The sequence below is a fragment of the Pseudomonas sp. GD03875 genome (genome assembly GCF_029840585.1).
GTDB lineage: Bacteria > Pseudomonadota > Gammaproteobacteria > Pseudomonadales > Pseudomonadaceae > Aquipseudomonas > Aquipseudomonas paralcaligenes.
On record NZ_JAOCCV010000016.1, the window covers coordinates 1 to 18,136 of the forward strand.

Annotated in this window: 17 protein-coding genes; 11 read left to right on the forward strand and 6 right to left on the reverse strand. The window is 64.9% G+C overall.

Annotated elements, in window-relative coordinates; all coding sequences use genetic code 11:
* Nucleotides 1-25: 25 nt before the first annotated feature.
* Both N5D30_RS15105 and N5D30_RS15110 read right to left on the reverse strand, forming a co-directional pair.
* The gene (locus N5D30_RS15105) at nt 26-988 is read right to left on the reverse strand and encodes a FecR domain-containing protein (protein ID WP_279909621.1); all 963 of its coding nucleotides are present in this window, start codon (nt 986-988) and stop codon (nt 26-28) included.
* A 5-nt stretch (nt 989-993) separates the two neighbouring features.
* On the reverse strand, nt 994-1,503 hold the full coding sequence (locus N5D30_RS15110) for a sigma-70 family RNA polymerase sigma factor (protein ID WP_279909622.1): 510 nt from the start codon (nt 1,501-1,503) through the stop codon (nt 994-996).
* 304 nt (nt 1,504-1,807) lie between these two features.
* Between N5D30_RS15110 and glyQ the strand changes: the two genes are divergently transcribed.
* The 7 genes from glyQ to N5D30_RS15145 all read left to right on the forward strand — a co-directional run bounded on the left by glyQ (nt 1,808) and on the right by N5D30_RS15145 (nt 8,654).
* The gene (glyQ, locus tag N5D30_RS15115; protein ID WP_220815827.1) at nt 1,808-2,755 is read left to right on the forward strand and encodes a glycine--tRNA ligase subunit alpha; all 948 of its coding nucleotides are present in this window, start codon (nt 1,808-1,810) and stop codon (nt 2,753-2,755) included.
* On the forward strand, nt 2,755-4,809 hold the full coding sequence (gene glyS, locus N5D30_RS15120) for a glycine--tRNA ligase subunit beta (protein WP_279909623.1): 2,055 nt from the start codon (nt 2,755-2,757) through the stop codon (nt 4,807-4,809). The genes glyQ and glyS overlap by 1 nt, the downstream gene beginning before the upstream one ends.
* A 65-nt stretch (nt 4,810-4,874) precedes the next feature.
* Nucleotides 4,875-5,405, forward strand: coding sequence for a D-glycero-beta-D-manno-heptose 1,7-bisphosphate 7-phosphatase (gene gmhB / locus N5D30_RS15125; RefSeq protein WP_279909624.1), 531 nt, complete (start codon nt 4,875-4,877; stop codon nt 5,403-5,405).
* Nucleotides 5,406-5,420: 15 nt separating this feature from the next.
* On the forward strand, nt 5,421-6,194 hold the full coding sequence (locus N5D30_RS15130) for a lysophospholipid acyltransferase family protein (protein ID WP_220815824.1): 774 nt from the start codon (nt 5,421-5,423) through the stop codon (nt 6,192-6,194).
* Between the two features lie 205 nt (nt 6,195-6,399).
* Nucleotides 6,400-7,011: a CDP-alcohol phosphatidyltransferase family protein gene (locus N5D30_RS15135; RefSeq protein ID WP_279909625.1), complete on the forward strand. Its 612-nt coding sequence runs from the start codon at nt 6,400-6,402 to the stop codon at nt 7,009-7,011.
* A gap of 85 nt (nt 7,012-7,096) precedes the next feature.
* Entirely contained in the window at nt 7,097-7,720 is a 624-nt protein-coding gene (locus N5D30_RS15140; protein ID WP_279904079.1) for a lysophospholipid acyltransferase family protein, read from the forward strand.
* A 1-nt stretch (nt 7,721) separates the two neighbouring features.
* Nucleotides 7,722-8,654, forward strand: a complete 933-nt coding sequence (locus N5D30_RS15145; RefSeq protein WP_220815821.1) for a phosphatidate cytidylyltransferase — start codon at nt 7,722-7,724, stop codon at nt 8,652-8,654.
* A gap of 340 nt (nt 8,655-8,994) precedes the next feature.
* Here N5D30_RS15145 and gyrB read toward each other — a convergent pair whose 3' ends face one another.
* The 4 genes from gyrB to dnaA are packed head-to-tail and all read right to left on the reverse strand — an operon-like array spanning nt 8,995 to nt 15,106.
* Nucleotides 8,995-11,418 (reverse strand): DNA topoisomerase (ATP-hydrolyzing) subunit B, encoded by a 2,424-nt coding sequence (gene gyrB, locus N5D30_RS15150; protein ID WP_279909626.1) that lies wholly within the window; start codon nt 11,416-11,418, stop codon nt 8,995-8,997.
* Between the two features lie 4 nt (nt 11,419-11,422).
* Nucleotides 11,423-12,514, reverse strand: coding sequence for a DNA replication/repair protein RecF (gene recF, locus N5D30_RS15155; protein ID WP_279909627.1), 1,092 nt, complete (start codon nt 12,512-12,514; stop codon nt 11,423-11,425).
* Nucleotides 12,515-12,525: 11 nt separating this feature from the next.
* On the reverse strand, nt 12,526-13,629 hold the full coding sequence (gene dnaN, locus N5D30_RS15160) for a DNA polymerase III subunit beta (RefSeq protein ID WP_220815818.1): 1,104 nt from the start codon (nt 13,627-13,629) through the stop codon (nt 12,526-12,528).
* A gap of 31 nt (nt 13,630-13,660) precedes the next feature.
* Nucleotides 13,661-15,106 carry a chromosomal replication initiator protein DnaA gene (gene dnaA / locus N5D30_RS15165; RefSeq protein WP_279909628.1) on the reverse strand — a complete coding sequence of 482 codons (1,446 nt, stop codon included), beginning with the start codon at nt 15,104-15,106 and terminating at the stop codon, nt 13,661-13,663.
* Nucleotides 15,107-15,631: 525 nt separating this feature from the next.
* On the opposite strand from dnaA, the gene rpmH reads away from it, so the two are divergent.
* The 4 genes from rpmH to yidC are packed head-to-tail and all read left to right on the forward strand — an operon-like array spanning nt 15,632 to nt 18,086.
* A complete protein-coding gene (gene rpmH / locus N5D30_RS15170; RefSeq protein ID WP_137973924.1) occupies nt 15,632-15,766 on the forward strand; it encodes a 50S ribosomal protein L34 in 135 nt (44 codons plus the stop codon).
* 12 nt (nt 15,767-15,778) lie between these two features.
* On the forward strand, nt 15,779-16,174 hold the full coding sequence (gene rnpA / locus N5D30_RS15175) for a ribonuclease P protein component (RefSeq protein WP_220815816.1): 396 nt from the start codon (nt 15,779-15,781) through the stop codon (nt 16,172-16,174).
* Complete coding sequence (yidD, locus tag N5D30_RS15180) at nt 16,167-16,406, forward strand: membrane protein insertion efficiency factor YidD (RefSeq protein ID WP_220815815.1); 240 nt, start codon at nt 16,167-16,169, stop codon at nt 16,404-16,406. The genes rnpA and yidD overlap by 8 nt, the downstream gene beginning before the upstream one ends.
* Before the next feature lie 3 nt (nt 16,407-16,409).
* Entirely contained in the window at nt 16,410-18,086 is a 1,677-nt protein-coding gene (gene yidC / locus N5D30_RS15185) for a membrane protein insertase YidC (RefSeq protein ID WP_279909629.1), read from the forward strand.
* Nucleotides 18,087-18,136 lie beyond the last annotated feature (50 nt).

Consider the following 18,136-nt stretch of genomic DNA (forward strand, 5'->3'; position numbering starts at 1 on the left):
AAAGCGGCTCCTGAGCACCCGCTCACTACCGCGGCAGGAGGGTCACCCAGTACGGCGTCAGCCGCGACACCCGCACCGGCAGGCTGCTTTCCAGCAGGGCGAGGATGCGTTCGCCATCGTCCAGCGGGAACGAGCCGGTCAGGCGCAGGTCGGCGCAGGCCGGGTCGCAGCGCAGCACACCGGGGCGATGGCGCGAGAGTTCGGCGACGAAATCGCCCAGGCGCATGCGCTCGGCGACGATGAAGCCGTCGACCCAGGCCGTGCCGCTCCCGTCTGCCTGCCAGGCGGGGGCGACTCCGCTGGCGTCGATGCGGGTCTGCCAGCCGGCCTCGACGATCCGGCCAGGCGAGCCGTCCAGCGGCTCCACCGCCACCCGGCCCTGGCTGACGCCCAGCAGGGTGCCTCGCCCGCCGTCGTCGCGGCGCACGCTGAAGCGTGTGCCGAGCGGGCGCAGCCGTGCCTCAGCGGTCAGCACCACCAGGGGACGCGGGTCTTGGCCAGTCAGCAGCTCCAGCTCGCCGTGGCGCAGGCGCAGCAGGCGCTGGGCCGCATCGAAACGCACGTCCACCGCGCTGGCGGTGTTCAGCCACAGCTCGCTGCCGTCGGCCAGGCGCTGGTGAAGGCGCTCGCCGGTGGCGGTGGAGAGGTCGGCCAGCGCGCCCTGCAGCAGGCGGCTGTCGTGCCCTTGCCAGGCCATAGCGCCGAGCAGCCCGGCGCCGACCAGCACCTTCAGCGCCTGGCGCCGGTCCATGGGGCGGGTCTGCTCCGCCGCGCGCCGCGCCGCCGGGTCGCGCAGCATCTCCGCCCTGGCCCGCAGGCCCTGGGGAATGCCCGCCAGGCGCTGCCAGGCCCGCTCGTGCTCGCCGTCGGCGCGGCGCCAGCTTTCCAGCTGCAGGCGCTCGGCCTCGCCGAAGCAGCCGGACTGGGCGAGGGTGAACCAGGCGATGGCCTGGTCGCGGATGGCGGGGGCGATGGGCGCTTCGCTCATGGCGGTCACTCGTAGCGGTTGGCGTAGCAGGCGGCGAAGGCCTTGCCCATGGCCTTCTGCACCTGGTTGACGCTGAGCCCGAGCCGGGTGGCGATCTGCGGGTAGGTCAAGCCGTCGAGCTGGGACAGGAAGAAGATCTGCCGCACCCGCGGCGACAGGCCGTGCAGCAGCTCGTCGATCTCCACCAGTGCCTCGATCAGCAACAGCCGGTCCTCCGGCGACGGCTCCACGGCTTCCGGCTGCGCCGCCAGCGCCTCGGCATAGGCCCGCTCGACGGCCAGCCGGCGCCAGCGGTTGACCAGCAGGCTGTTGGCGATGGTGGCGAGGTAGGCCAGCGGTTGGCGCAGTTCGTGGACCGCGGCGCGGCTGCGGAGGACCCGGACGAAGGTGTCCTGCACCAGATCGTCCGCATCCGCCGCCTCGCCCAGGCGCCGACGCAGCCAGTTTTTCAGCCAGCCATGATGGTCGAGGTAGAGACGCTCTACATCCCGTTCAAAAGTGCGCTCGCTGCTCATGGGGCTCTGCGGACCGTTAAAGATGATAATTATTCTCAAATTAACGGATTCGCCACGCTGCGCGCAACGGCAGGCTGCCCACGCGCGCCCAACACCCGTCGTCCCCGCGCAGGCGGGGACCCAGGGGCGCGGTGGCCTGCGTCTGGATTCCCGCCTTCGCGGGAATGACGGATTTTTCTACCTGCCTTCCGTTTGAGGTCTTCGCCCGCTTGCCCCTGGCAAGGCCCGGCGCGGCTGGGTCAGGCGGGATGCGTTCGGGTATACTGCGCGGCTTTCCGCCTAAGCCTCGATACCGGTGAAATTCGTGAGCCAGACCAAGCCCGACGTGAGCACCTTCCAAGGCCTGATCCTCGCCCTGCAGAGCTACTGGGCCGAGCAGGGCTGCGTGATCCTGCAGCCCTACGACATGGAAATGGGTGCCGGCACCTTCCACACCGCCACGTTCCTGCGCGCCATCGGCCCGGAAACCTGGAACGCCGCCTACGTGCAGCCCTCGCGCCGCCCGGCCGACGGCCGCTACGGCGAGAACCCCAACCGCCTGCAGCACTACTACCAGTTCCAGGTGGTGCTCAAGCCGAACCCGGAGAACATCCAGGACCTGTACCTGGAGTCGCTGCGCCGCATCGGCGTCGACACCCTGGTGCACGATATCCGCTTCGTCGAGGACAACTGGGAATCGCCGACCCTCGGCGCCTGGGGCCTGGGCTGGGAAGTCTGGCTGAACGGCATGGAAGTCACCCAGTTCACCTACTTCCAGCAGGTCGGCGGCGTCGAGTGCTACCCGGTCACCGGCGAGATCACCTACGGCCTGGAGCGCCTGGCCATGTACCTGCAGGGCGTGGATTCGGTGTATGACCTGGTCTACTCCGACGGCCCGTTCGGCAAGGTCACCTACGGCGACGTGTTCCACCAGAACGAAGTGGAGCAGTCCACCTTCAACTTCGAGCACGCCAACGTCGACAAGCTGTTCGACCTGTTCGACTTCTACGAGTCCGAGGCCAACCGGCTGATGGAACTGCAGCTGCCGCTGCCGGCCTACGAGATGGTGATCAAGGCCTCGCACAGCTTCAACCTGCTCGACGCCCGCCGCGCCATCTCGGTGACCGCGCGCCAGCAGTATATCCTGCGCGTGCGCACCCTGGCGCGCAGCATCGCCCAGAGCTACCTGCTGGCCCGCGCCAAGCTCGGCTTCCCGATGGCCACCCCCGAACTGCGTGACGAAGTGCTGGCGAAGCTGAAGGAGGCCGAATAATGAGCGCTCAGGATTTTCTGGTTGAACTGGGCACCGAAGAGCTGCCCCCGAAAGCGCTGAAAAGCCTCGGCGAAGCCTTCCTCGCCGGTATCGAGAAAGGCCTCAAGAATGCCGGCCTGGCCTATGCCAGCGCCCGTTTCTACGCGGCCCCGCGTCGCCTTGCGGTGCTCGTCGAGCAGCTCGCCGCGCAGCAGCCGGACCGCACCGTCAACCTCGACGGCCCGCCCGTGCAGGCCGCCTTCGACGCCGAGGGCAAGCCGACCCAAGCGGCCCTGGGCTTCGCCAAGAAGTGTGGCGTCGACCTGGGCCAGATCGACCGCAGCGGCCCGAAACTCAAGTTCAGCCAGTCCATCGCCGGCCAGCCAGCCGTTGGCCTGCTGCCGGGCATCGTCGAGGCCTCGCTGGGCGAGCTGCCGATTCCGAAGCGCATGCGCTGGGCCGCGCGCAAGGACGAGTTCGTCCGTCCGACCCAGTGGCTGGTGATGCTGTTCGGCGACCAGGTCGTCGACTGCGAGATCCTCGCCCAGCAGGCCGGCCGCACCTCCCGCGGCCATCGCTTCCACGCCAACCGCGACGTGCCTATCAGCAACCCGGCGAGCTATGCCGAGGACCTGCGCGGCGCCTATGTGGTCGCCGACTTCGCCGAGCGCCGCCAGCAGATCGCCGGCCGCGTCGAGACGCTGGCCAGCGCCGAGAACGGCACAGCCATCGTCCCTCCAGCGCTGCTCGATGAAGTGACCGCCCTGGTCGAATGGCCGGTGCCGCTGGTCTGCTCCTTCGAGGAACGCTTCCTCGAAGTGCCGCAGGAAGCGCTGATCGCCACCATGCAGGACAACCAGAAGTACTTCTGTCTGCTCGACGGCAACGGCAAGCTGCTGCCGCGCTTCATCACCGTGGCCAACATCGAATCGAAGGACCCGGCGCAGATCGTCGCCGGCAACGAGAAGGTGGTGCGCCCGCGCCTCACCGACGCCGAATTCTTCTTCAAGCAGGACAAGCGCCAGCCCCTGGAAACCCGCAACCAGCGCCTGGCCAACGTGGTGTTCCAGGCCCAGCTGGGCAGTGTGTTCGACAAGGCCGAGCGGGTGTCGAAGCTGGCCGCCTTCATCGCCGAGCGCATCGGTGGCGACGCCAGCCGCGCGGCCCGCGCCGGCATCCTGTCGAAGTGCGACCTGGCCAGCGAGATGGTCGGCGAGTTCCCGGAAATGCAGGGTATCGCCGGCTACTACTACGCCAGGCACGATGGCGAAACCGACGACGTGGCCCTGGCGCTGAACGAGCAGTACATGCCGCGCGGCGCCGGCGCCGAGCTGCCGGGCACCCTGACGGGCGCCGCCGTGGCGGTGGCCGACAAGCTGGACACCCTGGTCGGCATCTTCGGCATCGGCATGCTGCCGACCGGCTCCAAGGACCCCTATGCCCTGCGCCGCGCCGCCCTCGGCGTGCTGCGTATCCTCATCGAGAAGCAGCTGGACCTCGACCTGGTCGAGACCGTGACCTTCGCCATCGGCCTGTACGGCGACAAGGTCAAAGCCGACGGCCTGGCCACCCAGGTGCTGGACTTCGTCTTCGACCGCCTGCGCGCCCGCTACGAGGACGAGGGCGTCGAGGTGACCGTGTACCAGGCCGTGCGCGCCCTCAAGCCCGCCTCGCCGCTGGACTTCGACCAGCGGGTGCAGGCCGTGCAGGCGTTCCGCCAGCTGCCGGAGGCCGGAGCCCTGGCCGCCGCCAACAAGCGCGTGTCCAACCTGCTCGGCAAGTACGAGGGCCAGGTCGCCGCCAGCGCCGAAGCCCACTACTTCGACAATCCGGCCGAGTTCAGCCTGTACTCCGCCATCCAGCAGGCCAGCCAGGCCGTGCAACCGCTGGCCGCCGAGCGTCGCTACCGGGTGGCGCTGGAGCGCCTGGCCGCTCTGCGCGAGCCGGTGGACGCCTTCTTCGAGGCCGTGCTGGTCAACGCCGAGGACGCCTCGGTGCGGGCCAATCGCTACGCGCTGCTGAACCAGCTGCGCGGCCTGTTCCTCGGCGTCGCCGACATCTCGGTGCTGGGCTGACGCCCGGCAGGCGAAGAGCCGTGGGCTTCACGCGCTGAAGCTCACGGCTCGAGGCTTAAACAGCGATGAAGCTACTGATCCTCGACCGCGACGGCGTCATCAACGAAGACTCCGACGCCTACATCAAGTCCCTCGACGAGTGGATTCCGATCCCGGGCTCCATCGACGCCATCGCGCGCCTGAGCAAGGGCGGCTGGACCGTGGCCGTGGCCACCAACCAGTCCGGCCTGGCGCGCGGCTACTACGACGCGGCCACCCTGAACGCCATGCATGCGCGCCTGCGCCAGCTGGTGGCGGAGCAGGGCGGCGAGGTCGGCCTGATCGTGCATTGCCCGCACGGCCCGGACGACGGCTGCGACTGTCGCAAGCCCAAGCCCGGCATGCTGCGGCAGATCGCGGCGCATTACGGCACGCAACTGGCGGGCGTCTGGTTCGTCGGAGACAGCGCCGGTGACCTCGAGGCCGCCCTGGCCGTCAATTGCCAACCCGTTCTCGTGAAAACCGGCAAGGGCGAGCGCACGCTGGCCAAGCCGTTGCCAGCGGGAACCCTGATATTCGATGATCTGGCGGCCATAGCCGACCAGCTTCTGCTCTAGGAGAGCCCGAGTCCCATGACGACAGTGCAGGCCATCAGAACCTTCTTCTTCTACCTGCTGCTGTCGTCCAGCTCCTTCTTCTGGTGCATCCTCTGCGTGTTCATCGCGCCGCTGCTGCCGTTCCGCGCCCGCTACCGTTTCGTCATCCAGGCCTGGTGCCGCAGCGCCACCTGGCTGGCCAAGGTGGTGGTCGGCATCCGCTACGAAGTGCACGGCCTGGAAAACGTCCCCGCGCAGCCCTGCGTGATTCTCGCCAAGCACCAGAGCACCTGGGAGACCTTCTTCCTGTCAGCCTTCTTCGAACCGCTGTCACAGGTGGTCAAGCGCGAACTGCTCTACGTGCCGTTCTTCGGCTGGGCCATGGCCATGCTGCGACCGATCGCCATCGACCGCAGCAATCCCAAGGCGGCGCTCAAGCAACTGGCCAAGCAGGGCGACGAGCGCATCCGGCAGGGCGCCTGGGTACTGGTGTTCCCCGAAGGCACGCGCATCCCGCCAGGGCAGATAGGCAAGTTCTCTCGTGGCGGCACCGCACTGGCAGTGAACGCGGGTCTGCCGGTGCTGCCTATCGCGCACAACGCCGGCGAGTTCTGGCCGAAGCAGGGCTGGGCCAAGTACCCAGGCACCATCCAGGTGGTGATCGGCCCGGTGATGCACGCCGAGGGCACCGGCCCGCGCGCCATCGCCGAGCTCAACGAGCGCGCCTTCAAATGGGTGGCCCAGACCCAGGAACAGATCAGCGGCGTAGCGCCGGTAGTCAGCACGGAAAGCGCCTCCAGCGTGGCCTGAGCCTGTGGATAAGCTGTGCAGGAAATACCATCAGTGTGCCATTAGGCGTCTCAACTGGCTGATATTCCGGCTAATTCCTCTTCAGGCCGGTTGACGCGCATCGGGGTATAAGTATTTTCGCGTACCGCCGCACGTTCCACGCCGCATGTCCGCTGGGCAGAGCGGTTAAGCTAACTGTCCCACCTCGTCAAAGGCATTTCCGCGCATGCCCTCGATCTATCAGCTCAAGCCCCGCTTCCAGAACCTGCTGCGCCCCGGCGTCACACGCCTGCACGCACGCGGGGTCACCGCCAATCAGGTGACGCTGACCGCCGCCGCCGTCTCGGTATTGCTGGGCGCGCTGCTGGCCTGGTTGCCCCAGCACACCTGGCTCTTCGCCCTGATCCCCTTGTGGATGCTGCTGCGCATGGCGCTGAACGCCGTGGACGGCATGCTGGCCCGGGAGTTCGGCCAGCAATCGAAGCTCGGTGCCTACCTCAACGAGCTGAGCGACGTGGTCGCGGACAGCGCCCTGTACCTGCCCTTCGCCCTGCTCGCCGGCGTCTCGCCAACACTGGTCATCCTGGTAGTGGTCCTGGCGCTGATCAGCGAGTACGCCGGCGTGCTCGGCCCCATGGTCGGCGCCTCCCGCCGCTACGACGGCCCCATGGGCAAGAGCGATCGCGCCTTCTGTTTCGGCGTGCTCGGCGCCGGCGTCGCCACCGGGTGGCTGCCTTCGTCCTGGATCAACGGGCTGCTCGTGATCGTCCTGCTGTTGCTGGTGGCGACCCTGATCAATCGCGTGCGCCAGGGCCTGGCCGAGGTCGGGACCGTCTAGTTCGCTGTACAACCGGGACGGCATGCCCAGCGGGCCGGCCATCCCGCCAAGCCATGCTACGCATGGCCGGATAAAGGAGTCATCCATGCTCGCTTCCCTCACGTCCTTCGCGATCACCTCGGCGGCCCGGCTGCTGACCGGCGCCCGCGCGCTCTGGCTGGGCTGCACCGCACAGCCCACCCAGCGCCTCTACTACGCCAACCACAGCAGCCACGGCGACTTCGTGCTGCTCTGGGCCTCGCTGCCGCCGGAGCTGCGGCGGCGCACCCGTCCCGTGGCGGGCTCCGACTACTGGCTGAACGGCAATCTGCGCCGCTTCCTCATCCGCGACGTGTTCAACGCCGTGCTGGTCGACCGGGAGCAGCGCTCGCCCCAGGCCAATCCCCTGCAGGCGATGCTGGATGCGCTGGAACAGGGCGACTCGCTGATCATCTTCCCGGAGGGCACGCGCAACCTCACCGAAGAACAGCTGCTGCCCTTCAAGAGCGGCCTTTTCCGCCTCGCCCAGGCAATGCCCGAGGTGGAGGTGATACCCGTGTGGATCGCCAACCTCAACCGGGTGATGCCCAAGGGCAGGGCGCTTCCGCTGCCGCTGCTCTGCACCCTGAGCTTCGGCGCACCGCTGGAACGCATCGCCGGGGAGGACAAGACCGCCTTCCTCGAACGCGCACGCAACGCCCTGCTGGCCCTGGCTCCGGAGGAGGTCTGAGATGGATCGCAATACAATCCTGCTGTTCGCCGGCATCGGCGCCGTACTCCTGCTGGCCACTCTCATCGCCCGGGTGCTGCGCCACCGGGCGGGCCAGACGCCCAACGCGGTGATCGAGAACCTCAACGCGCGGATCGACGCCTGGTGGGCCATGGTGCTGGTGATCGGCCTCGCCTTCCTGTTCGGCAACAACGGCGTGATCCTGCTGTTCTACTTCGTCTCCTTCTACGCCCTGCGCGAGTTCCTCACCCTGACGCCGACCCGGCGCAGCGACTATCCGGCGCTGGCTGCGGCCTTCTATTTCGCGCTGCCGATGCAGTACCTGCTGATCGCCCTGGACTGGTACGGCCTGTTCGCCATCTTCATTCCCGTCTACCTGTTCCTGCTGCTGCCGATCCTGGCGTCGCTGGGCGGCGATACCACACGCTTCCTGGAGCGGGCCTCGAAGGTGCAGTGGGGGCTGATGATCGCGGTGTACTGCGTGTCCGCGGTGCCGGCGCTGCTGACGCTGGACATCCCCGGTTACGAAGGACGCAACCTGCTGCTGATCGCCTGGCTGATCCTGGTGGTGCAGCTCTCCGACGTGCTGCAGTACGTCTGCGGCAAGCTGGCCGGCAAGCACAAGATCGCGCCCAAACTGTCGCCCTCCAAGACCGTCGAGGGCTTCGTCGGAGGCGTGGCGCTGGCCAGCCTGGTGGGCGCCTCCCTATTCTGGATCACCCCGTTCAGCTTCTGGCAGGCGGCGCTGATGGCCCTGGTGGTCAACCTGCTCGGCTTCGCCGGTGGTCTGGTGATGTCGGCGATCAAGCGCGACCGGGGCGTGAAGGATTGGGGCCACATGATCGAAGGCCACGGCGGCATGCTCGACCGCATGGACTCGGTCTGCTTCGCGGCGCCGATCTTCTTCCACTTCGTGCGCTACTGGTGGGCTTGAGGCCAAGTTGTAGGGTGCACCGCAAAGTTATATACGGTCCGGTGCGCACAGCCTGGGCGGCCCCGCGCGCCCTATAACCGCTCACATGGATGGCGGGCAACAAAAAACCCGCCGAAGCGGGTTTTTCGCGACCTTCCGACATCCTGTCGTTTGCCATCCTGGCGCGGTCTGTCTTCCTTGACCCGGGACATCCTTGTTCCCGGTAGGTGTGGCTAGATTAGCCAAAGCCCGAGCGGGAGGGCAGAGTCCCTTTCCGCCTTCGCGTGTAAGCCTTTGGCTACTCCCCCTGCAATAAAAAACCCCGGCGCCAGGCCGGGGTTTTTCTTTTACAGCGAACCGATCAGAAGTCCAGGTTCGACACCGCCAAGGCGTTGGACTCGATGAAGTCGCGGCGCGGCTCCACGGCATCGCCCATCAGGGTGTTGAAGATCTGATCGGCAGCGATGGCGTCCTCGATGGTCACCTTGAGCATGCGGCGCACAGTCGGGTCCATGGTGGTTTCCCACAGCTGCTCCGGGTTCATCTCGCCGAGACCCTTGTAGCGCTGGATGCTGTGTCGCTTGGTGCTCTCGACCTTCAGCCACTCGAACGCTTCCTTGAAGGTCGAGACCGACTTCTTGCGCTCGCCACGCTGCACGTAGGCACCGTCTTCCAGCAGGCTGTTGAGCTGGTCGCCGAGGGCGGTGACCGACTTGTAGTCGTTGCTGGCGAAGAAGTCGCGGTTGAAGGTGATGTAGCTGGACAGGCCGTGGGCCAGCACTTCGACTTCCGGCAGCCATAGGTGACGCTCACGATCCTCGCGCAGGCTGGCGGAATAGGTCTGGCCGGACTTCTCGGCGCCCTTCAGACGAGCCTGGAAGGCCTGCAGCCAGTCTTGCATGGCGCCCTGGTCGGCCAGTTGCTCCACCGAGACACGCGGCAGGTAGACCATGTGTTCGGTGATGTCCTGCGGGTAGACGCGGGACAGGCGACCGAGGGTCTTGATCACCGCACGGTACTCGTTGACCAGCTGCTCCAGCGCCGCACCGGACAGGCCCGGGGCGTTCTCGTTGACGTGCAGGCTGGCATCCTCGAGGGCCGACTGGGTCATGTACTCGTCCATGGCCTCGTCGTCCTTGATGTACTGCTCCTGCTTGCCCTTCTTCACCTTGTACAGCGGCGGCTGGGCGATGTAGATGTAGCCGCGCTCGATCAGCTCCGGCAGCTGGCGGAAGAAGAAGGTCAGCAGCAGGGTGCGGATGTGCGAACCGTCAACGTCGGCATCGGTCATGATGATGATGTTGTGGTAGCGCAGCTTGTCGATGTTGTACTCCTCGCGGCCGATGCCACAGCCCAGCGCGGTGATCAGGGTGCCCACCTCCTGGGAGGAGAGCATCTTGTCGAAGCGCGCCTTCTCGACGTTGAGGATCTTGCCCTTGAGCGGCAGGATCGCCTGGGTCCTGCGGTTGCGGCCCTGCTTGGCGGAGCCGCCCGCGGAGTCACCCTCCACGATGTAGAGTTCGGACAGCGCCGGGTCTTTTTCCTGGCAATCCGCGAGTTTGCCCGGCAGGCCGGCGATATCCAGCGCGCCCTTGCGGCGGGTCATCTCGCGGGCTTTGCGCGCGGCTTCACGGGCGCGGGCGGCGTCGATCATCTTGCCGACCACGGCCTTGGCCTCGTTGGGATTCTCCAGCAGGAAGTCGGCGAAGTACTTGCCCATTTCCTGTTCAACCGCGGTCTTCACCTCGGAGGAGACCAGTTTGTCCTTGGTTTGCGAGCTGAACTTCGGGTCCGGCACCTTGACCGAGATGATCGCGGTCAGGCCTTCGCGGGCATCGTCGCCGGTGGTGGCGATCTTAAACTTCTTCGCCAGCCCTTCCTGCTCGATGTAGTTGTTCAGGTGGCGGGTGAGCGCAGAGCGGAAACCGGCCAGGTGGGTACCACCGTCACGCTGCGGGATGTTGTTGGTGAAGCAGAGGATGTTCTCGTTGAAGCTGTCGTTCCACTGCAGGGCCACTTCCACACCGACGCCGTCTTCCTCACGCTGGATGTTGAAGTGGAACACCTGGTTGACGATGGTCTTATTGGTGTTCAGGTACTCGACGAAGGCCTTCAGGCCGCCCTCGTACTTGAACAGCTCCTCTTTCCCGCTGCGCTCGTCCTTGAGCAGGATGCCGACGCCCGAGTTGAGGAAGGACAGCTCGCGCAGACGCTTGGCCAGGATGTCCCAACTGAAGTGGATATTCTTGAAGGTATCGTCGGACGGCTTGAAGTGAATCTGGGTACCGGTGCCTTCGCTGTCGCCAACCGGGGCCAGCGGGGCCTGGGGTACGCCGTGCACATAGGTCTGTTCCCAGATCTTGCCGCTGCGGCGGATGGTCAGGATCAGCTCCTTGGACAGAGCGTTGACCACGGACACACCCACGCCGTGCAGGCCGCCGGAGACCTTGTAGCTGTTGTCGTCGAACTTACCGCCGGCGTGCAGCACGGTCATGATGACCTCTGCCGCGGACACGCCTTCTTCCTTGTGCATGTCCACCGGAATGCCGCGCCCGTTGTCGCGCACGGTGATGGATTCGTCGGGGTGGATGGTGATGCTGATCTCGGAGCAGTAGCCGGCCAGCGCCTCGTCGATGGAGTTGTCCACCACCTCGAACACCATGTGGTGAAGGCCGGTGCCGTCATCGGTGTCGCCGATGTACATGCCCGGGCGCTTGCGTACGGCATCCAGGCCTTTGAGTACCTTGATACTCGAGGAGTCGTACGTGTTGATCTCGTCGCTCATGCGTTCACTCCGATGCGGTGATCACTCCATGTTCCACGTGGAACATGGCGACCGGCGTGTCCATGCGCCAGCCATCCTTTAAATAGTCTTGGTCGACACAGGTGATGAACACCTGGCACTGCAAATCGTCCAGCAGTCGGCACAAGGCCTGTCGGTGTCGCTCATCCAGCTCCGACGGCAGGTCGTCCACCAGATAGATGCATTGGCCATGCTTGGCCTGGTTTAGCAGATGGCCCTGGGCGATACGAAGCGCACAGACCACCAGCTTCTGTTGTCCGCGGGACAGAATCTCCGCGGCATTGTGAGCCCCCAACCGCAGGCGCAGGTCCGCACGCTGCGGACCTGCCTGGGTATGACCGAGCTGCTGGTCACGGGGCAGGGTAGAGGCCAGCACTTCGGCCAGCGGCTTGTCCTTGTCCCAACCACGGTAGTAACTGAGGGTCAGTCCCTCCAGTTCCACCAACTCGTTCAGCACCTGTTCGAACACCGGCTTGAGGGCCTGGATATAGGCCCGTCGATAGCCATCCAGTTCGTCGCTGGCCAGGCACAGCTCACGGTCCCAGGCCGCTTGCGACGCGGCGTCCAGTGTACCATGCCGCAGCCACGAGTTTCTTTGCCGCAGGGCCTTCTGCAGCCGCTGCCAGGCCGGTAGGAAGCGATGTTCCACGTGGAACACTCCCCAATCGAGGAACTGCCGGCGAACCTTGGGCGCGCCTTCCAGCAGGCGAAAGCTGTCCGGATTGATGACCTGAAGCGGCAATATCTCGGCGAGCTGGGAGGTACTTCGGGCGTTCTGTCCGTCGATGCGAATCTGCAACTCACCCTGACGATCGCGGGAAATCCCCAGGTTGCTGTGCAGGCCATCTTCCCGTTGCACCTGCCCGAATACGGTACAGGCCGGCTGCTCGTACTGGATCATCGGCTGCAGCTTGTTGCTGCGGAAGGAGCGGGCGAGGCCGAGCAGATGGATGGCCTCCAGCACGCTGGTCTTGCCGCTGCCGTTGGCGCCGTGAAGGATGTTGATGCGAGGGGAGGGAGAGAGCGTCACCGGGTGCAGGTTCCGCACCGCGGTGACGGTGACGCGGGAGAGGGACATTCAGTGGCTGGTTACAGACGCATCGGCATGACGACGTAGGACGAATCGTCGTTGCCGGCTTCTTGCACCAGGGCGCTACTGTTGGCATCGGAGAGGATCAGGCGCACCTGTTCGGTGGTCATCACGCCCAGTACGTCCAGCAGGTAGCTGACGTTGAAGCCGATCTCCAGGGAACCGCCGTTGTAGTCGACCGCCACTTCTTCTTCGGCTTCTTCCTGCTCCGGGTTGTTGGCCTGGATCTTCAGCTGGCCGCTGGCGAGTTGCAGGCGGATGCCACGGTACTTCTCGTTGGACAGGATCGCGGTACGGCTGAACGCTTCACGCAGGGCCTGGCGGTCGCCGATCACCAGCTTGTCACCGCCGCGCGGCAGCACGCGCTCGTAATCCGGGAACTTGCCGTCGACCAGCTTGGAAGTGAAGGTGAACTCGCCGGTGGTAGCGCGGATGTGGTTCGCGCCCAGCACGATGGCCACTTCGCCGTCCTGCTCGGTGAGCAGCCGGGCCAGTTCCAGAATACCCTTGCGCGGCACGATGACCTGGTGCCTTTCGGTATTCTCGATGGCCGCTTCCATGGCACACATGGCCAGGCGGTGACCGTCGGTGGCAACGGCGCGCAACGCGCCGGTCTGTACTTCGATCAGCATGCCGTTGAGGTAGTAGCGCACGTCCTGCTGAGCCATGGCGAAGCTGGTGCGGTCGATCAGGCGGCGCAGCTTGCTCTGCACCAGATTGAAGGTCAGCGAGCCCGGACCTTCTTCCACGGTGGGGAAATCGTTGGCCGGCAGGGTGGACAAGGTGAAACGGCTACGACCGGCCTTGACCACCAGTTTCTGCTCATCGAGGCGGATGTCGATCATCACGTCGCTCGGCAGGCTCTTGCAGATGTCCATCAGCTTGCGCGCCGGAACGGTGATCTCGCCCGGCTCGGCGCTGTCTTCCAGCGTCACGCGACCGACCAGCTCGACTTCCAGGTCGGTACCGGTCAGCGACAGTTGCTGGCCTTCGACCACCAGCAGCACATTCGACAGGACCGGCAGGGTCTGGCGGCGTTCGACGACGCCGGCGACCAGTTGCAGGGGTTTCAACAGGGCTTCGCGTTGAATGGTGAAATGCATGGTCTCGTCCCTTTGCCTCGTGGGCTGCGATTCAGGTGGTCAGGGTGCGCAGCAGATTCTTGTAGTCCTCGCGGATGTCCGCGTCGGCTTCGCGCAGTTCCGCAATCTTACGACAGGCGTGCAGTACTGTGGTGTGGTCTCTTCCGCCAAAAGCATCGCCGATTTCCGGCAGACTGTGGTTGGTCAGTTCCTTGGAGAGAGCCATGGCCACCTGCCTTGGGCGCGCCACCGAACGGGAGCGACGCTTGGAAAGCAGATCGGCGATCTTGATCTTGTAGTACTCGGCCACGGTGCGCTGGATGTTGTCCACGCTGACCAGTTTGTCCTGCAGGGCCAGCAGGTCCTTCAGCGACTCGCGGATCAGTTCGATGCTGATCGCCTGGTTGGTGAAGTGGGAGTGGGCGATCACCCGCTTCAATGCGCCTTCCAGTTCGCGCACGTTGGAACGGATGCGCTGGGCGATGAAGAAGGCGGCGTCGTGAGGCAGGTCGACCTTGGTCTGCTCGGCCTTCTTCATCAGGATGGCGACGCGGGTCTCCAGCTCCGGCGGCTCCACCGCCACGGTCAGGCCCCAGCCGAAGCGCGACTTCAGGCGCTCCTCCAGACCCTCGATCTCCTTCGGGTAACGGTCGCTGGTGAGGATCACCTGCTGACCGCCTTCGAGCAGCGCGTTGAAGGTGTGGAAGAACTCCTCCTGGGAGCGCTCCTTCTTGGCGAAGAACTGGATGTCATCGATCAGCAGCGCGTCCACCGAGCGGTAGAAGCGCTTGAACTCGTTGATCGCGTTGAGCTGCAGCGCCTTGACCATGTCGGCGACGAAGCGCTCGGAATGCAGGTACACCACCTTGGCGTTGGGATTCTTCTTCAGCAGGTGGTTGCCCACCGCGTGCATCAGGTGGGTCTTACCCAGGCCCACGCCACCATAAAGGAAGAGCGGGTTGTAGCCGTGCTTGAGGTTGTCCGCCACCTGCCAGGCCGCAGCGCGGGCCATCTGGTTGGACTTGCCCTCGACGAAGTTCTCGAAGGTGAAGGTGCGATTGAGGTAGCTGGTGTGCTTGAGCGCACCTTCTACCTGCACGGTGCGTTCCGTCGGCCGGCTCGCAGCCGGAGCCGAAGAGGCCGGCGCGGCATTCGCCAGGGGATCGGCGGCGGGTGGCTCGTTCGCCATGCTCACCGGGGCAGCAGGACTGGCGGGAGAAGGCACCGGAGCGGCCATGCGCGGAGCGGTGCTGCGCTTGCTGCCGATCAGCAGCGACAACGCGGGCGCCAGACCGTTGGCCCGCTCCGCCAGCAGTTCGAGCAGGCGGACCATGTATTTCTCGTTCACCCAGTCGAGCACGAAGCGGTTGGGCGCATAGACACGCAACTCGTCTCCGGCCGACTCCACCTGAAGGGGGCGGATCCAGGTGTTGAATTGTTGCGCTGGCAACTCGTCGCGAAGCAGCTCGACACATTGCTGCCAAAGTTCTACGGACACTGAAATCCCCTGGGTCGCTACGGCTGGCGATCGCAAAAAACAGCCCGCATTGTAGCCCAGAGGGACCTAGTTATCCACACGAATTGGTGATTTCAAGCCAGTAAAATCAATGATTTATTTATGTCTACCACCCTCACGAAATGGAATGATGAAAACTGTGGATAAAGGTAACCAGAAGGGGGTGGAAAACCCTGTGCCAAACCGGGAGGAAAACCGCCTTGTGGGTAAATGTGCATTTCCTCCACAGGCGATGCACCCGAATCGAACATGACGCCCACCGCTTGCAGACAGTCTTATCCTTCCCCTGCAAGCCATGTGGGCCGGCTGCTGCAGGAAGTTTTCCACAGAGACTCCGTCCTCCAACATGAGTAATCACTTCAAGCTTTAAAGAATTTCTTTCCTTCTATCTATCCAGGCAATTCCCCGCTGGCTGGAAATTGACCTGGGGCGCCGGTTTCACTAGAATCGCCGGTCTCTTTAAACGGGGGCCATCTCGGCCCGTATGAACCACCCAGGTAGATCACCATGAAACGCACTTTCCAACCCAGCACTCTCAAGCGCGCCCGCACCCATGGTTTCCGCGCTCGCATGGCCACCAAGAACGGCCGTGCCGTCCTGTCGCGTCGTCGCGCCAAGGGCCGCAAGCGTCTGACCGTCTGATAACCGGAACGGGTGGTGAGTCGAGGCTTCGGCCGGGAAAAGCGCCTGCTGACACCCCGGCACTTCAAGGCAGTCTTCGACTCACCGAGCGGCAAGGCTCCTGGCAAGAACGTCCTGCTTCTCGCGCGTCTCAATGATCTCGAACATCCCCGCCTGGGGCTGGTGATCGGCAAGAAGAGCGTCAAGCTCTCCGTCGAGCGCAATCGGATCAAACGCGTGATCAGAGACTCCTTCCGGCTCAACCAGGAGTTGCTGGCCGGTCTGGATATCGTCGTCGTGGCACGCAAGGGCCTTGGCGATCTGGAAAACCCGGAACTGCATCAGCAGTTCGGCAAGCTCTGGAAGCGCCTCGCCAGGCAACGCAACGAAGCCGCCCCTCCCGGGCTAAGCGACAGCGCCCATGCGTAAACTGGTCATTCTCCCGATCCAGTTCTACCGCTACGCCATCAGCCCCTTGATGGCCAATCACTGTCGCTTCCATCCCAGCTGTTCCTGCTATGCCCAGCAAGCCATCGAGACCCATGGCGTGCTGCGTGGCGGTTGGCTCGGCCTGCGCCGGCTGAGCCGCTGCCATCCCTGGAATCCCGGTGGTTACGACCCGGTTCCGCCTCTTTCTTCATCCCATTCGATGACCGAGTAAACCATGGATATCCAACGCTCGATCCTGCTCGTCGCCCTGGCCATCGTCGCTTACCTGATGGTGCTGCAGTGGAACGAGGACTACGGCCAGGCCGCGATCCCGGCTACCGCCAGCGCCACTCTCGGAGGCAACCCTTCCGCGAGCCTGCCGGATGTGCCCACCGCCACTACCGGTGCCGCGGACGACGTACCGACCGCCAATGGCGAGGCCAACCCGCAACTGGTTGCTCCGGCTGCCGTCAGCGACCAGCTGATCCGGGTGAAGACCGATGTCCTCGACCTGGCCATCGACCCGAAAGGCGGCGACATCGTCCAGCTGACCCTGCCGCTGTACCCGCGCCGCCAGGATCGCCCGGACGTGCCGTTCCAGCTGTTCGACAACGGCGGCGAGCGCACCTACCTGGCGCAGAGCGGCCTGATCGGCGGCAACGCGCCGGACAAGTCCAGCGGCCGCGCCCTGTGGAGCAGCGAGAAGCGCAGCTACGAACTGGCCGAAGGCCAGGACCAGCTGGTGGTCGACCTCACCTACGCTGAAGACGGCGTCAACTACATCAAGCGCTTCACCTTCGAGCGCGGCCAGTACGACCTGGGCGTCACCTACAAGATCGACAACCAGAGCGGCCAGGCCTGGAGCGGCAACTTCTACGCCCAGCTCAAGCGCGATAACAGCGGCGACCCGTCCTCCACCACCGCCACCGGCACCGCGACCTACCTGGGCGCCGCCCTGTGGACCGCCGAAGAGCCCTACAAAAAGGTGAAGATGGGCGACATGGACGACAAGAGCCTGCGCGAGACCGTGCAAGGCGGCTGGGTCGCCTGGTTGCAGCACTACTTCGTCACCGCCTGGGTCGCCAACAAGGACGACAGCAACAGCGTCCAGACCCGCAAGGACAGCCAGGGCAACTACATCGTCGGCTTCACCGGCCCGCAGCTGAGCGTCGCCGCAGGCGCCAGCGCCGAAACCGGTGCCGTCCTGTACGCCGGTCCGAAGATCCAGGAGCACCTGAAGCAGCTGTCGCCAGGCCTGGAGCTGACCGTCGACTACGGCATCCTCTGGTTCATCGCCCAGCCGATCTTCTGGCTGCTGGAACACATCCACGACCTGCTCGGCAACTGGGGTTGGTCGATCATCGTCCTGACCGTCATCATCAAGCTGGCCTTCTTCCCGCTCTCCGCCACCAGCTACAAGTCCATGGCCCGCATGCGCGCCGTGTCGCCCAAGCTACAGGCACTGAAGGAACAGCATGGCGACGATCGCCAGAAGATGTCCCAGGCGATGATGGAGCTGTACAAGAAGGAGAAGATCAACCCGCTCGGTGGCTGCCTGCCGATCCTGGTGCAGATGCCGGTGTTCCTGGCGCTCTACTGGGTACTGCTGGAAAGCGTCGAGATGCGCCAGGCTCCCTGGCTGGGCTGGATCACCGACCTTTCGATCAAGGACCCGTTCTTCATCCTGCCGATCATCATGGGCGCCACCATGTTCATCCAGCAGCGTCTGAACCCGACCCCGCCGGACCCCATGCAGGCCAAGGTGATGAAGATGATGCCGATCATCTTCACCTTCTTCTTCCTCTGGTTCCCTGCCGGTCTGGTGCTGTACTGGGTGGTCAACAACGTCCTGTCCATCGCCCAGCAGTGGTACATTACCCGCAAGATCGAGGCCGCAACGGCGAAAGCCTGATTCCGCCGAAGCTGCACAAGACGCCCCCTCGTGGGGCGTTTTGCTATCCG

Excerpts from the sequence above, each read along its gene's own strand:
- N5D30_RS15105 (WP_279909621.1), bottom strand. The coding sequence starts at position 988 with ATGAGCGAAGCGCCCATCGCCCCCGCCATCCGCGACCAGGCCATCGCC.
- N5D30_RS15110 (WP_279909622.1), bottom strand. The coding sequence starts at position 1,503 with ATGAGCAGCGAGCGCACTTTTGAACGGGATGTAGAGCGTCTCTACCTC.
- glyS (WP_279909623.1), top strand. The coding sequence starts at position 2,755 with ATGAGCGCTCAGGATTTTCTGGTTGAACTGGGCACCGAAGAGCTGCCC.
- gmhB (WP_279909624.1), top strand. The coding sequence starts at position 4,875 with ATGAAGCTACTGATCCTCGACCGCGACGGCGTCATCAACGAAGACTCC.
- N5D30_RS15130 (WP_220815824.1), top strand. The coding sequence starts at position 5,421 with ATGACGACAGTGCAGGCCATCAGAACCTTCTTCTTCTACCTGCTGCTG.
- N5D30_RS15135 (WP_279909625.1), top strand. The coding sequence starts at position 6,400 with ATGCCCTCGATCTATCAGCTCAAGCCCCGCTTCCAGAACCTGCTGCGC.
- N5D30_RS15140 (WP_279904079.1), top strand. The coding sequence starts at position 7,097 with ATGCTCGCTTCCCTCACGTCCTTCGCGATCACCTCGGCGGCCCGGCTG.
- N5D30_RS15145 (WP_220815821.1), top strand. The coding sequence starts at position 7,722 with ATGGATCGCAATACAATCCTGCTGTTCGCCGGCATCGGCGCCGTACTC.
- gyrB (WP_279909626.1), bottom strand. The coding sequence starts at position 11,418 with ATGAGCGACGAGATCAACACGTACGACTCCTCGAGTATCAAGGTACTC.
- recF (WP_279909627.1), bottom strand. The coding sequence starts at position 12,514 with ATGTCCCTCTCCCGCGTCACCGTCACCGCGGTGCGGAACCTGCACCCG.
- dnaN (WP_220815818.1), bottom strand. The coding sequence starts at position 13,629 with ATGCATTTCACCATTCAACGCGAAGCCCTGTTGAAACCCCTGCAACTG.
- rpmH (WP_137973924.1), top strand. The coding sequence starts at position 15,632 with ATGAAACGCACTTTCCAACCCAGCACTCTCAAGCGCGCCCGCACCCAT.
- yidD (WP_220815815.1), top strand. The coding sequence starts at position 16,167 with ATGCGTAAACTGGTCATTCTCCCGATCCAGTTCTACCGCTACGCCATC.
- yidC (WP_279909629.1), top strand. The coding sequence starts at position 16,410 with ATGGATATCCAACGCTCGATCCTGCTCGTCGCCCTGGCCATCGTCGCT.